The organism is Pseudoalteromonas sp. SG45-1 (assembly GCF_014164135.1).
Taxonomy (GTDB): Bacteria; Pseudomonadota; Gammaproteobacteria; order Enterobacterales; family Alteromonadaceae; genus Pseudoalteromonas; species Pseudoalteromonas distincta.
The window spans coordinates 21,158-34,335 of record NZ_JACJEP010000018.1 but is presented as its reverse complement, the minus strand read 5'-3'; the positions used below and the strand labels follow the sequence as shown (position 1 = coordinate 34,335).

The window sequence follows — 13,178 nt, the reverse complement described above, 5'->3', positions numbered from 1 at the left end:
ATTTTGTTTTGTAAGTATCTTCTAATTTACTTAAAGCAAAATGTGAACCCTTATAAAAGTTCATATTTATCAATAGGAAAACCAATATACGTAACTCATTGAGGTTTTTGTTGTGTAAAATTCACTCAATCTTATGTAGTTGTTACTGATTAATTACTAGAAGACTCACTAATCGTATGAACATATTACGGGGAGTTTAATGAAGCTTGTCTGAATTACATTTGTATAAAATAAAAAAGCCGCAAAAGCGGCTTTTTATATGTTTAGATTTTACTTAATTATTTCTTTTTAAATCGACGCACTATTGATAGTGGTGCTAAAAGAAGTGATAACCATAATAATGAACCTGCATCATTATCATCATCTGAGCGTAAGTTATTTACCTTAACGGCTACTTTTTCAATGTTTGATAAGTTACCAGCACTATCTTGAGCTTGTACTGTTAAAGTAATACGATTTTCGAATTCGTAATCAATCTCTCCAGCAACAATTAACTGCCCCTCATTGTTAATAGAAACGCTGTCATTATCAGATGTAATAAATTTAACAACAGGTGATTCATCGGCATTTGGATCACTAAAATCGAGCGTGCCGATAATTGTGCCAATTGCGCTGTTTTCATCGATTGCAAAAACTTGATCGGCTGCAATTACAGGTGTTTGCTCTTCAGGCGTTAAAGTAATTTCAGATTTAATGTCAATAATCACAGGGTCATGGTCTGATGCGCGGTATGCACTTTCAGAGTACAAGCTAGATTGTTGACCTTCGCTTTTAAACTCTACATTGTAATCAAGTGAAATAGGTTCATCTGCGTTGATATGCCAATCTGTTGCAGCGACAACTTTGCTAAGTAATGATTGTGTAGCTACTGCATGGTCTAAACTTCCTGCACGACCAGAAAAGCTATAAGAATAACCAAGTGTATCACCATCAATTTCAGCAACTACATTTTTGTAGCCTTTATCAGCAAATGCACGTATTGGATCTTCCATTGCGTAAGCATTCATATCGCCGACTAAAATAGTATCTTCGTCATCAACACCGGTTGGTTTGCTATCAAGCCAATCTGCGAATGCATTAGCACCTTGCGTGCGTATTTCATTCCAACAGCCTTGGCCATCACCTAAATCTGCATTATTTCCAGAAGCACTACCACAGCTTTTAGATTTAAGATGTGACACAGCAACAGTAAATACTTCATCAGTTTCTATTGATTTAAAGCTTTGTGCAATTGGAGCACGGTTACTAAAATCAAATGGAGCCTCAGTTGTAATGGCAGCAGTGCCTACTTCTTCTACTTTGTTAGCACGATAGATAAGTGCGGTAGTAATTGCATCGGTACCAATTTGATCTACGTTAAAATCAACAAATGCATAGTTGTTAGCACTATCTGCATCATTTAATGCATCTACTAAGCTAGCAATTGCACTAAATTCGCCAAAGCCATCATTCTCAATTTCCATTAAACCAACAACATCGGCCTCAATAGCGCTAATAGCACTTACAATTTTAGCTTCTTGACGAATAAATTCAGCTTCAGTATCTGCACCTCGAGATGTAGGGAACCCTCCGCCTTGGCCATCACCATTGAAGTAATTAAGTACGTTAAAGCTAGCTACACGTAAATCTGCTTCAGCATTAAGTTCAGGCGCATCTTCACGTGCATTTGTTGCAATAAACGAAGGCGCTAAAGTTGGGTGAATTCGGTAAAGACCGAAGCTATAAGCAAGTGCCCCTGTAACAGTATTAACAGTATCGCCAGTTCGTAATGTATTTTCTGCCGATAAGCCTGGAGTTGGATAAGCTGTAGGGTCTAAGTTTTGTACTGTAGAGCCATCATCTATTAAAATCTTTTTAAGTAGATTTTCAGTTTCAACTGCATTAGCAGCATCGCCAGGTAACGCAACCTGAGTACCTTGGTACAAGCGCTCTGTTGCTAATTCAACTTCACCATATCGACCAAGACCAAAGTTATTAGTCACTACTAATGGTTGCTCTAATGTGACTAACATACCTTCAAAAGCTTCTAAATCAGTTGTATTAGCTAAAGGTAAAGTGATTTTTGTAGCTGCTGCAGCTAAACCAGTTCCACACACTGCAACTTGGCTAACACTGCCAATTTGTGTTGCATCAAAATACTCTTCAACAGTACCTTGTATACGTACATGGTCGCCTACATTCACGTCAGTATCTGCAAAATATACAAATACACCTTCAGAGGTAAGTGGATTTGCATCTATATCAGCAGCCAGTGAGTTAACAAAAAAGCCTTTTAATTGTTCATCACCTTGAAAATCGGCGCTTACAACACCTTCAAGTTCTACTAATGTACCTACAAGTGGGCTAGCAGAGCCGTCACCTTGAATAGCATTTATTAGTGTTTTTTCTGCACCACAAACTAGTGGTTCAAGTGGTTCTGGCTCAGGGTCTGGCACAGGAGCGGTACCGCCGTTTCCTGTGTGTGAACCTAATCCATCAAAGGTGTCAATATCAAACTGTTCCCATTCTTCGCTAGGATCAAAAATGGCTGTCGAGTCAGTTCGGCCTGTGGTAATGCTATCTTTTCTTCGCAGCGTTTTGTTAACCGTAGTTACACCCCCTTCAGACCACTCTGAACCCGGATCAAAACCAACTTGACCAAAACTATCAACAATTACACCGTCTTTAGTTAAAACAAGGGCATCATCACCGTTATAGTAGGTTACTGTGCTGGTTTCATCTGCAATATCAAGTATTGTAGCTGCTGCACTGGGGTTTGAAATAATGTAGGTGGTATTGGCGGCCAATGTTCCGGTTAAATCAATCGAGTTGCCAATCGAGCTGCTACCATTTGAATAGAGTCCTAAAGTATAACCTTCAAGAGAAAGCTCCGTATCAGCATTATTATAAAGCTCAATTGCTTTATTATTACTGCTTCCCTCTATATATTCTGAAATGATTAGATCAGCGGATACTGGTGCACTGAGACTTGCTATAACAAGTGCGAGTGGTGTTATTTTTGTTTTAAACATTTTTTATTATTCCCGTGTATTAATCCCAAAATGGGACACCAGTTTAGAGAATAAATATGACGGAAATAATACAAAAATGTAAACGAATGTAAATAAAAGGCGGTTTAACCGCCTTTTAATAAAAAATTATTTTTTTGTTAGATATTTTGCGGCTTGCTTAGCAAAGTAGGTTAATATTCCATCGGCGCCTGCACGCTTAAATGCAAGTAAAGATTCCATTATTGTAGCCTCTTCACTTAACCAACCGTTATCAATTGCTGCTTTGTGCATTGCATACTCGCCACTTACCTGATATGCGAAAGTAGGTACACCAAATTCGTCTTTAACACGCCGTACAATATCTAAATAAGGCATACCGGGCTTTACCATAACCATATCAGCGCCTTCTTGTAAGTCTAATGCGACTTCACGTATTGCTTCATCAGAGTTTGCTGGATCCATTTGGTAAGTTTTTTTATCAGCACCTTTTAAGTTACCAGCAGAGCCTACAGCATCTCTAAATGGGCCATAGTAGCTAGATGCGTATTTAGCTGAGTAGGCCATAATTCGAGTATGAATAAACCCATCAGCTTCAAGTGCTTCGCGAATAGCGCCAATACGACCATCCATCATATCAGAAGGGGCAACAACATCAGCACCAGCTTCTGCATGGGAAAGTGCTTGTTTAACTAAAATTTCAGTAGTGACATCATTAATAACATAACCTGAATCATCAATAATACCGTCTTGGCCATGCGTAGTGAAAGGGTCAAGTGCTACATCAGTAATCACACCCAACTCAGGAAAAGCTTCTTTTAACGCTCTTACGGTGCGTTGTGCTAAGCCATCATCGTTATATGCTTCTTCGGCAAATAATGATTTTTTATCCGCAGGCGTTACTGGAAAAATAGCAACGGCAGGTACGCCAAGTTCAACGAGTTCTTTTGCTTCAACAAGCAGTAAATCAATTGATAGGCGCTCAATACCAGGCATTGATTCAATTACCTCGCGGCGATTTTTACCATCAAGTACAAATACAGGGTAAATTAAATCATTTACGCTAAGCTGGTTTTCAGCCATTAAGCGGCGAGAAAAGTCGCTGCGGCGCATTCTGCGCATGCGAGTATATGGGAAAAGGTCTAATCCTGATTGGGCCATGTTAATATGCTCCTACTGTGGTAATGGAAAAGTAATTACTTGATTACGGCCATGCTGCTTTGCGTAATAAAGTGCTTTGTCGGCGCACTCAGTAAAAATTTGAGGGTTGCTAACATCATCAGCAATACTGGTGTATACACCAGCGCTAATAGTAAATTGAATATCATTATTGGCAACCGTTACTGTACTTACTGAGATATCAGCTCGTATTTTTTCAGCTATGTCTTGTGCGCCTTCACTAGGGGTATTAGGTAATAGCACAACAAATTCTTCACCGCCATAACGGGCAACTTCATCGAGTGGTCGTTTTAAATGGTCTTTTATAAGGTCAGACACTGCTTTAATAACTTGATCGCCAATGATATGGCCGTACGTGTCGTTGATATTTTTAAATCGATCTATATCAAGCATAACAATGCTAAGCGGCGTTTGTTCTCGACGAGAGCGACGAAGCTCCATTACCAGTTTTTTATCAAAAAAGCGTCTGTTTTTTATTCCAGTCAATGCGTCTTCAGTATTTAGTAACTCAAGTGAGCGGTTTTTTTCTTCAAGCTCTCTAAGCGTCACTTGTAATTCAAAGGTGCGCTCGTCCACTTGAGATTCAAGTTCTTGGCGAGTTTTTTCTTGTAATTTTAAGCGCTCTTTAAGTAGTGTATCTTGTGCTGTGTTTTCAGCAATCAAGGTTTGTTGAGCAATTACTTCTTCATCGCGTTGTAAAATAAATAACTTCATTACGCTGTAGCATAAGCAAAAAGTGCAACCAAAAAAGCATGCAAATACAAATGCGAGCGTACTTCTGTCAAAGGCGTGTAGGCCCATTACTGCAACAATAAAATAAAGCATTACCACCAAGAAAAAAACCAATACAAGTAATAGTGCTTTGTTTGGTTTAGAAGGCGTTAAACGCACGCACATAAGCGTAGTTACAATATAAAAGCCTAAAACGATTGGAGTAGTGATTAAACAAAATAATGTAACTATGTTGTTTGGAAGTAGCCAAATAAATAATAACGAAATGGCTAAAGCGTTAACTACAACTTTTTGAATAGTTAGCAGAAGTGAGGGCCTTGGATGGCAAACTTGCTTTTGCAAAGGCAAAAACATTAAAGTGATAAGCGTAAGTAATATAGGGATCATAACTTGCTGTAATGCAGGCAAATTAGGATGAACGTACCTTAAGCCAAAACCACAAATGTAGGCTAATACACTACCTAATGTGAGAGATATAACCCCAGCATAAACAAAATAACCTTTACGTGAAAAACCATATAAAACTATGCAACTCACACCCAAAGAAAATATAAAACCAATTAATAAGCCATAGAGTAAATTGAGTTTTCCTTTGTGTGCCAAATAAGCTTCTGGTTGCCACAGTGTTAAAGGGACTCGCAAGCCTGAGCTATTCGCCACTTTCATTATAATAAGCGTTTCGCTATTTGCAGGGCTGAGCAGTTTAACTAATAAAGATTCACTTTTAATTGTGCGCTTATATAAGGGGTAGGCATCACCAATTTGAGTATAAGAAAGTAATTGCGAGTTATGTAATTGATATACTTGAACGTCGTTTAGCAAAGGATTGTTTAGTGACAATATTTGCTCAGTATTATAACTAAGTGTGTTTTTTATTTTAAATTTTATCCATACAGGACGCTGCTCTAGTCCTAAATTAAGGGGTTTTGCTGTGTTTTTTTGCCACTGTATATGGCTACTTTGTTGTGCACTTAATAGCGACGTTGGTTCAAAAGAGTAATACAGGTTATTAATGTTTTGAGAGTTAAAATCGTGTTTTATTATTACTGGGTTTGCGAAACAGCAAAAAGTGCAAAGGAATACTAATAGGCTTAAAAGTGCCTTTGTATAGGCCATTAACGATCTTCTAAACCAAAAACACGGTGAAAGTTTTCTGTAGTTTTACGGGCCACAACTTCTTCATCTATTTGATAAAGTTGTGCAACCGTTTGACAGATATAAGGAAGCAGGGCAGGTTCATTTTTACGTGATTTAGGTTTTGGTTTAACTGTTCGTGGAATTAAAAATGGTGCATCAGTTTCTATTAATAATCGATCTAGAGGAATGCTAGGCACTAGCTGTTGTAAATCTTTTCCACGCCTTTCATCACATACCCAACCCGTTATACCAATATATAGACCTAAATCTAAATATTGCTTTAGAGCTGCTGAGTTACCCGTAAAGCAGTGGAGTACACCGCGAATACTAAACTCTTCTAAAATACTCAGCATGTCGTCACTTGCATCACGTTCATGCAAGTAAACAGGTAAATCTAATTTCTCTGCAAGTGCTAATTGACGCCTAAAAACACTGCGCTGTACATCGCGAGGCGAAAAGTCGCGGTTATAATCAAGGCCACATTCACCAATAGCAATAACATGCTTATTATTTGCAAGTACAGTTAGTTGTGCTTCTAGCTCATTAGTGGCTGATTTTGCATCATGTGGGTGGATACCCGCCGTAGAATATTGAAGATGCTTTGTTGCAAGTTCAAGTGATTGCTGACTGCTTGCAATATCACAACCAATAATAAGCATATTTGTAACACCCGCTTCATTGGCACGGGTAATTACATCGTGATGCTGCTCATCAAATTGATGATTAGTTAAGTTAACTCCAGCATCAATTAATGTATATGACATTACTTAGTACGTTTAACGCGAATAGAGCGGTTTTGCCCTTCTTTATGCAGCAAAAATGAGTTAAAAACACCACGGCTAATTACAATCGTATCGTTCTTTTTCAAGCGCATGCTGTCAGAGCCAATTTGACGCCATTGTTGACCGTTATCTAGCGAAATAATTAACTCGCCGTAAGCAGCTTCTTCAACTGAAGCAACCATCGCTTTAATTTCAGCGTCTTTTTCTGTCTGTGATTTTTTGTACTCTAACCCAAACTCATCTGCTGTTTTTTTCACTTCTGTTGGTGTTGTGGCTACTGCCTGAGGTACATTATTAGCTGTTGGTGGTGTGAGCGTTTTTGTTACTGATGGCTTAACCAGTGACTTACCCGCGATGGTATTATCGTAACAAAGTAAGCGGTTAAAATCGTTTTCAATAAAGCTACATGCCTGTAACGCTTGAGTATTAAACTCTGTTTGCGCAGCAAAAGTCGGTGCGCTTAATAAAACCAATAGTGAGAGCAGTTGTTTTTTCATTTTATTCCTCAGATTCTTTTTGTGGTTTAGCGGTATAAAACTTTGCTAAAATTAGACCTAGTTCAAACAGAAGAAGCATCGGAAATGCTAGCAATGTTTGTGATAATACATCAGGCGGTGTTAAAAACATCGCGACTACAAAAACACCCACGACGATATATGGGCGCTTTTCTTTTAAGCTTTTTGTTGTTGTTGCGCCACTCCAGCATAGCAACATAATAGCCACAGGAATTTCGAAAGCGACGCCAAATGCAAAAAACAATTTTAATACAAATCCTAGATAGCTAGCGATATCGGGCGCTAGAGTCATCATTTCGGGACCTGTACTTGTAAAAAAACCTAATATAATTGGTAGTACTGCAAAGTAGCAAAAAGCGATACCCCCATAAAACAAGACAACGCTTGAGATTAGTATAGGTATTAGCATTTTCTTTTCATTTTGGTACAAGCCAGGAGCTATAAACCCCCAAATTTGATGAAGTATCCATGGAGTAGATAATAAAGCCGCAACAAAAAAAGTAAGCATCATAGGGATTATAAAAGGGTCACTCACATTTATAGCTATCATGGTCGCGCCATTAGGTAAATGAACTACTAATGGTGCAGCTATAAGTTCGTAAATATCATCTTTAAAATAAAACAGCGCGATAAAAAATAATAAAATGCTCAATAGTGCTTTTATTAGCCGATCACGCAACTCAATTAAATGAGCTACAAACCCTGATTTTACTTCCTCAGCCATTATTTTTTATACCATGTAGTAAGTTGACCACAAAGTGAGAAATAAATTTCACTTTTTCTCATCAAGTTGTTGGTTATTTGATGTATCAGATTGTTGTTTCTTGTAGCTGTGAGTAACTGATTCAGCCGCTTTTTGTAGCTCTGTTAGTGAGCTTTGTAACTCAGGGCTTAAATCTTTTAATTCTTGCTGTTCTGCTTTTTTAAGGTTTTCGTGCAGCTCATGGATGCGAAGTTCTTCACTTACTTCGGCTTTTACTGAGTTGGCAAGTGATTTAGCGGTTTTAACCCATTTACTCACTGTTCTAATCGCAACAGGTAAGCGCTCAGGGCCGAGCACCACTAAACCAACAATAAAAATAACAACAAGTTCCCACATGCCCATACTAATTAAACCTTATTGTTATCTTTGTTTTTTTCAGTATCGGTTGAGTTGTCAGCAGTGTTTTTTTCTGATTGTTGAATTTGCTCGGATTTCTCTTTCTCGCTCATTTGATCATCCGACATTGCTTTTTTGAAGCCCTTTACAGCGCCCCCAATATCGCCACCCATCCCGCGTAGTTTTTTTGTGCCAAAAAGTAAAACTATGATCGCTAAAACAATTAATAATTGCCAAATACTAATACCACCAAAACCCATGGTTTTCTCCAATATATAAAACGGTTAAATGTTTATTTTAAATACTAATTATACGCTCACTAGCGCAAATAGCACCCAGTTTATGCGCTGCGCCATGCCGCTATAAAGCTAATAGCCGATAAGCTTATTGCAATGCTTGCAGCTATTAAATGGTGTTGTAAGTAACAAAGTGTTGCCATAATCATTGTAGCACTACCAAATAAACTCAATATTAAAGGTTTATGAGATACCTTTTGTTCTTGAGGTTGAATGTGTGGTGCACGCTTTAAATTTTGATAAATTAGATCCGGTAACTCAGGCATTTTTTCAGCCCAAAATGGTAAGTTAGCATACATTTGCTTCAGTACTGATAGCGGTCCAACTTGTTGCTTTACCCAATCTTCTAAAAAGGGCTTAGCTGTTTTCCATAAGTCGAGTTGTGGGTAAAGCTGACGCCCCAATCCTTCAACGTATAATAAAGTTTTTTGTAGTAATACTAATTGCGGCTGTACCTGCATGTTAAAACGACGTGCAGTATTAAATAGATTTACGAGTACGTGCCCAAATGAAATTTCAGCCAAAGGTTTATTAAATATAGGCTCGCAAACTGTGCGAATCGCAAATTCAAATTCTTCAATGCTAGTATCTGGTGGTACCCAACCAGAATCAACGTGTAGTTGTGCAACTTGGCGATAATCACGATTAAAAAAGGCGATAAAGTTTTCAGCTAAATAGCGTTTATCTTCTTTGCTTAACGTACCAACAATACCGCAATCAATACCGATATACATTGGGTTTTCAGGGTGCTCTCGAGAGACGAAAATATTACCCGGATGCATGTCGGCATGAAAAAAGCTGTCTCTAAACACCTGCGTAAAAAACACTTCTACGCCACGCTCAGCAAGTAATTTCATATTAGTGTTTTGCGCCATAAGTGCATCGGTATCAGAGACGGGTATGCCGTAAATACGCTCCATCACCAGCACATTGCTACGGCTGTAATCACTGTAAACTGCAGGGATGTATAATGAATCAGAGCCTTCAAAATTGCGTTTTAGTTGAATGCCGTTGGCACCTTCTCGCATTAAGTCGAGCTCGTCTAGGAGTGTTTTTTTATATTCTTTAACTACTTCAACCGGGCGCAGGCGTTTTGATTCGTTATGTACTTTTGCAAGTACCTTTGCGAGCTTTTCCATTAACGCTAAATCGGCATTAATTTGCTCGTAAATATTGGGTCTAATAACCTTAATTACGACATCTTGCTCAATACTCTGCTCATCAATAAGTTTTGCTGTATGTACTTGCGCTATAGATGCAGAGGCTAGTGGAGTTTGTGAAAACTCACTAAATAATTCACTTATATCGTTAATTTCGAGCGCTTTTTCTATTATTTTTTGTGCAAGTTCGCCTTCAAATGGTTGAACTTGATCTTGCAAAAACGCAAGCTCTAAAGCGATATCATGAGGGAGTAAATCACGACGAGTAGAGAGCATTTGACCAAATTTGATCCAAACAGGACCCAGCTCTTGCAATGCTAAACGTAAACGTAGCCCTGCCGGTTTTTCTTTGTGCTGATTACGCAGCCAAAATAAACTGCCACGGGCTACTTTACCAAACCAAGGCACTTTATGCTTTGGAATTAGCTCGTCTAGTCCATAGCTAAGTAACGTTTTGGTGATGTTATACAAACGTGCAGTCGACACAAAAAATCCTTAGCGGGTGTTTGAAGGTAAAAAAGAGTTTAAGAGGGCGTTAATGCGTTGCTCAACAGCAGCGACTTGTCCTTTGAGTTCTCTATTTTTTTGTTTAAATTGCTCAAGTTCTAATGGATGAATAGTAATTGCGAGCTCATCTTGGCATAAACTTGTAAGCATGGTACTTATTTTAGTATTGGTTTTGCTGCTCTTTTGTTTTAGTTCTTTTAAATGCAGGTATAACTGCTGAGCGGGGGCATCGCCAATGTATTTAGAAAGTTGTTCAGGCCAATCAATATCGATACCTGAAAATGCATTGCTATAAGTTTGCGCAATGTTTAAATCGCCTTGTAAGTCGAGCTTATCTTGGCGAATTAATTGGGTAAGCATTGCAGGGTTTTTGAGCGCTAAAAGTGTGTCTATATCTGCGCTGATCATACAATCTGCGTTTTCATTGCTTTGAGCGCTGTATAAGTGTAATTGATCAGCACTATAAACGAGTTGGATGCTTTGTTGCCAATCTCTTATTTCAACCACTAAGCGCTTATGTTTAACGGCGTTTAGCTTTTGAGATAATTGTGGGTCCAGGCTAAGCGCTTGATTTAGTACACGCTCAATAAGCGAGAGTACAAAATTAGGTAACATAAAAAACTCAGATGACATTGCACCTTTATTGTTTTTGGTTATTTTTTCAAGCGCCATAACTGCTAGCCTTAATATTTAAAACCACGATGCAGTGCAACAATTCCGCCTGTGAGGTTTTGGTATGTTGTTTGTTCAAAGCCTGCATCTTCCATCATCGCTTTTAATGTGTCTTGATCTGGATGCATACGAATAGACTCAGCTAAATACTTGTACGATTCACTGTCGTTAGCAACTAGCTTACCCATTGTTGGCAATAAATTAAATGAGTAAAAATCGTAAGCTTTACTAAGTACGTCATGCTCTGGTTTTGAAAACTCTAAAACAAGTAATCTGCCACCTGGCTTTAAAATACGGTACATAGAGCGTAATGCTTTGTCTTTATCGGTAACGTTACGTAAGCCAAAGGCAATAGTGATCACATCAAAGCTATTATCTGGAAATGGCAGCATTTCAGCATTCATTTGTACGTAGTCAATATTGCCTACTAAGCCAAGATTGTGTAGTTTTTCACGACCAACCTTAAGCATAGATGAATTTATATCGCCCAAAACAACTTGACCGGTCTCGCCAACTAGTTGACTAAATTTTGCCGTTAAGTCGCCAGTGCCGCCGGCTAAATCGAGTACATGATGGCCTTTACGAACACCTGAGCTTGCAATAGTTTGACGTTTCCATAAACGATGCACACCAAAAGACATTAAATCATTCATTACATCGTATTTTGCAGCTACTGAGTGAAATACATCAGCAACCATAGAAGCTTTATCGCCCTCGGCTACTGTTTTATAACCAAAATGCGTGGTCTTTTGTTCGGTTTCGTTCATGACTAATCTCTATCGTGACAATAGAGGTTAGTGTACTTTATTGTACGCAGTAGGTGCAATTTGAATATGATTTATCAGGTAATTTATTGCCCTGCAGTGTAGCTACTTTGCCCTAATGACCGCGCTTTAAAAGCCGCATGAGACGCTTTTTTAGCTAACTGGTTAAAATCATCTTCTTGTAGATGTTGAGCAATTCCTAGAGATAAGCCAATACTAGGTAACTTAATCCCTGTTTTTGAACTAACAAAGCGAAGCTTTTCGACTCCATTTCGGACTTTTTCAGCTATAACATTGGCTGTTTCTGGGTCTATATCGGCGAGTAAAACAGTAAATTGATCTTTAGCTGTGCGGCCAGGCAAGCCACTTTGAAAAACATATTTTTGCACTTGTTTAGCTACTTTATTCAAAATAACTTCACCAATTATATCACCGTAATTTTCAGTAAAGTGATCAAGGTTATCTATTTGAATCGCAATGGCGCAAATAGACTTTTTTTGATTAGTCCATACTTGAGTTTGTTGCGTTAAATAATGGCGTTTATAAAGCCCTGTTTGGCTATCAATAATATGTTGTTTACGAAGTTGATTTAGCTGCTTTTTTGTTTTTTCGTGTAGTTGTTTGGCTTTACTTAGTTCTTGCTTAAATTGCTTGTGTTGATTTAGTAATTCGGCGGTTTGATTATGAAGTACTTCAAGCGCTTGACGGCTTTGTTCTATGTTGTTCTCATCTAGTGAATGTACGCATTCGCTCACCTGACCCGCAAAGCGAATTATCTGTTTTTCAGTAGCTTGAGAGTTTTGAGAAAGTGAACTTATAACACCATCAACATTTTGAATCATGTTGACTTGCTCTGTGTGACCGGTATTTAAAAATTCAGCATGGAGCTGTTCAATTAAAACACTGTCTATATTATCTTCAACCGCAATAGCGCGGTCTAAGGCTTTGTTCAGCTCAAGGTTAGTTTGGCTAGTATAGGTATAAACAACTTGATAATTGAGCGGCGTAGGAGAAAGTGCATAGCGCTCTAAAAACACACACACTTTAGTCATCTTCTCTTGTGCAATAGCCATGGAATCATGGAACATCATTTTAAATACCAACTAAGTACGCATAAGTGCAAATTTTAAAATATCTCATTCCATGAGGCGGTTATGCGTCCGAGCTTTTTATTATTTTTTTATACAGTAATCATTATCCGCGCTATTTAAAAGCAAAAACGATAGTTAGGGAACTTAAATTTTACTTTAGCAGCCCAATCGCTGTTTTTCTCATCAATTCGGCTGGTTTTTACTTCTGTTAACGTATGTAGCATTATTTCAATATGCTAGTTTGTCTCATTTACTTG

Annotated in this window: 12 protein-coding genes; all 12 read right to left on the bottom strand. The window is 38.2% G+C overall.

Annotated features, from left to right (window positions below; genetic code table 11):
* Positions 1-278 precede the first annotated feature (278 nt).
* The gene (locus H5117_RS14685) at positions 279-3,011 is read right to left on the bottom strand and encodes an ExeM/NucH family extracellular endonuclease (protein WP_182738493.1); all 2,733 of its coding nucleotides are present in this window, start codon (positions 3,009-3,011) and stop codon (positions 279-281) included.
* A gap of 126 nt (positions 3,012-3,137) precedes the next feature.
* Entirely contained in the window at positions 3,138-4,148 is a 1,011-nt protein-coding gene (hemB, locus tag H5117_RS14680) for a porphobilinogen synthase (protein WP_182696411.1), read from the bottom strand.
* A 12-nt stretch (positions 4,149-4,160) separates the two neighbouring features.
* Positions 4,161-6,014, bottom strand: a complete 1,854-nt coding sequence (locus H5117_RS14675; RefSeq protein ID WP_182738491.1) for a diguanylate cyclase — start codon at positions 6,012-6,014, stop codon at positions 4,161-4,163.
* Complete coding sequence (locus H5117_RS14670) at positions 6,014-6,799, bottom strand: TatD family hydrolase (protein ID WP_182696409.1); 786 nt, start codon at positions 6,797-6,799, stop codon at positions 6,014-6,016. Before H5117_RS14670 ends, H5117_RS14675 begins: the two co-directional genes overlap by 1 nt.
* Complete coding sequence (locus H5117_RS14665) at positions 6,799-7,314, bottom strand: hypothetical protein (protein WP_182696408.1); 516 nt, start codon at positions 7,312-7,314, stop codon at positions 6,799-6,801. The genes H5117_RS14670 and H5117_RS14665 overlap by 1 nt, the downstream gene beginning before the upstream one ends.
* A 1-nt stretch (position 7,315) precedes the next feature.
* Positions 7,316-8,056 carry a twin-arginine translocase subunit TatC gene (tatC, locus tag H5117_RS14660; RefSeq protein WP_182738488.1) on the bottom strand — a complete coding sequence of 247 codons (741 nt, stop codon included), beginning with the start codon at positions 8,054-8,056 and terminating at the stop codon, positions 7,316-7,318.
* Between the two features lie 48 nt (positions 8,057-8,104).
* The gene (gene tatB / locus H5117_RS14655; RefSeq protein WP_024597077.1) at positions 8,105-8,437 is read right to left on the bottom strand and encodes a Sec-independent protein translocase protein TatB; all 333 of its coding nucleotides are present in this window, start codon (positions 8,435-8,437) and stop codon (positions 8,105-8,107) included.
* A 5-nt stretch (positions 8,438-8,442) separates the two neighbouring features.
* A complete protein-coding gene (gene tatA, locus H5117_RS14650; RefSeq protein ID WP_004334954.1) occupies positions 8,443-8,691 on the bottom strand; it encodes a Sec-independent protein translocase subunit TatA in 249 nt (82 codons plus the stop codon).
* A gap of 80 nt (positions 8,692-8,771) precedes the next feature.
* Positions 8,772-10,373 (bottom strand): ubiquinone biosynthesis regulatory protein kinase UbiB, encoded by a 1,602-nt coding sequence (ubiB, locus tag H5117_RS14645; protein ID WP_182738486.1) that lies wholly within the window; start codon positions 10,371-10,373, stop codon positions 8,772-8,774.
* A gap of 9 nt (positions 10,374-10,382) precedes the next feature.
* A complete protein-coding gene (locus tag H5117_RS14640; protein ID WP_182738484.1) occupies positions 10,383-11,066 on the bottom strand; it encodes an SCP2 domain-containing protein in 684 nt (227 codons plus the stop codon).
* A gap of 11 nt (positions 11,067-11,077) precedes the next feature.
* Positions 11,078-11,833 carry a bifunctional demethylmenaquinone methyltransferase/2-methoxy-6-polyprenyl-1,4-benzoquinol methylase UbiE gene (ubiE, locus tag H5117_RS14635; RefSeq protein ID WP_024597074.1) on the bottom strand — a complete coding sequence of 252 codons (756 nt, stop codon included), beginning with the start codon at positions 11,831-11,833 and terminating at the stop codon, positions 11,078-11,080.
* 83 nt (positions 11,834-11,916) lie between these two features.
* Positions 11,917-12,903, bottom strand: coding sequence for a GGDEF domain-containing protein (locus tag H5117_RS14630; RefSeq protein ID WP_004334947.1), 987 nt, complete (start codon positions 12,901-12,903; stop codon positions 11,917-11,919).
* Positions 12,904-13,178 lie beyond the last annotated feature (275 nt).

Excerpts from the sequence above, each read along its gene's own strand:
- H5117_RS14685 (WP_182738493.1), bottom strand. The coding sequence starts at position 3,011 with ATGTTTAAAACAAAAATAACACCACTCGCACTTGTTATAGCAAGTCTC.
- hemB (WP_182696411.1), bottom strand. The coding sequence starts at position 4,148 with ATGGCCCAATCAGGATTAGACCTTTTCCCATATACTCGCATGCGCAGA.
- H5117_RS14675 (WP_182738491.1), bottom strand. The coding sequence starts at position 6,014 with ATGGCCTATACAAAGGCACTTTTAAGCCTATTAGTATTCCTTTGCACT.
- H5117_RS14670 (WP_182696409.1), bottom strand. The coding sequence starts at position 6,799 with ATGTCATATACATTAATTGATGCTGGAGTTAACTTAACTAATCATCAA.
- H5117_RS14665 (WP_182696408.1), bottom strand. The coding sequence starts at position 7,314 with ATGAAAAAACAACTGCTCTCACTATTGGTTTTATTAAGCGCACCGACT.
- tatC (WP_182738488.1), bottom strand. The coding sequence starts at position 8,056 with ATGGCTGAGGAAGTAAAATCAGGGTTTGTAGCTCATTTAATTGAGTTG.
- tatB (WP_024597077.1), bottom strand. The coding sequence starts at position 8,437 with ATGGGCATGTGGGAACTTGTTGTTATTTTTATTGTTGGTTTAGTGGTG.
- tatA (WP_004334954.1), bottom strand. The coding sequence starts at position 8,691 with ATGGGTTTTGGTGGTATTAGTATTTGGCAATTATTAATTGTTTTAGCG.
- H5117_RS14640 (WP_182738484.1), bottom strand. The coding sequence starts at position 11,066 with ATGGCGCTTGAAAAAATAACCAAAAACAATAAAGGTGCAATGTCATCT.
- ubiE (WP_024597074.1), bottom strand. The coding sequence starts at position 11,833 with ATGAACGAAACCGAACAAAAGACCACGCATTTTGGTTATAAAACAGTA.
- H5117_RS14630 (WP_004334947.1), bottom strand. The coding sequence starts at position 12,903 with ATGGCTATTGCACAAGAGAAGATGACTAAAGTGTGTGTGTTTTTAGAG.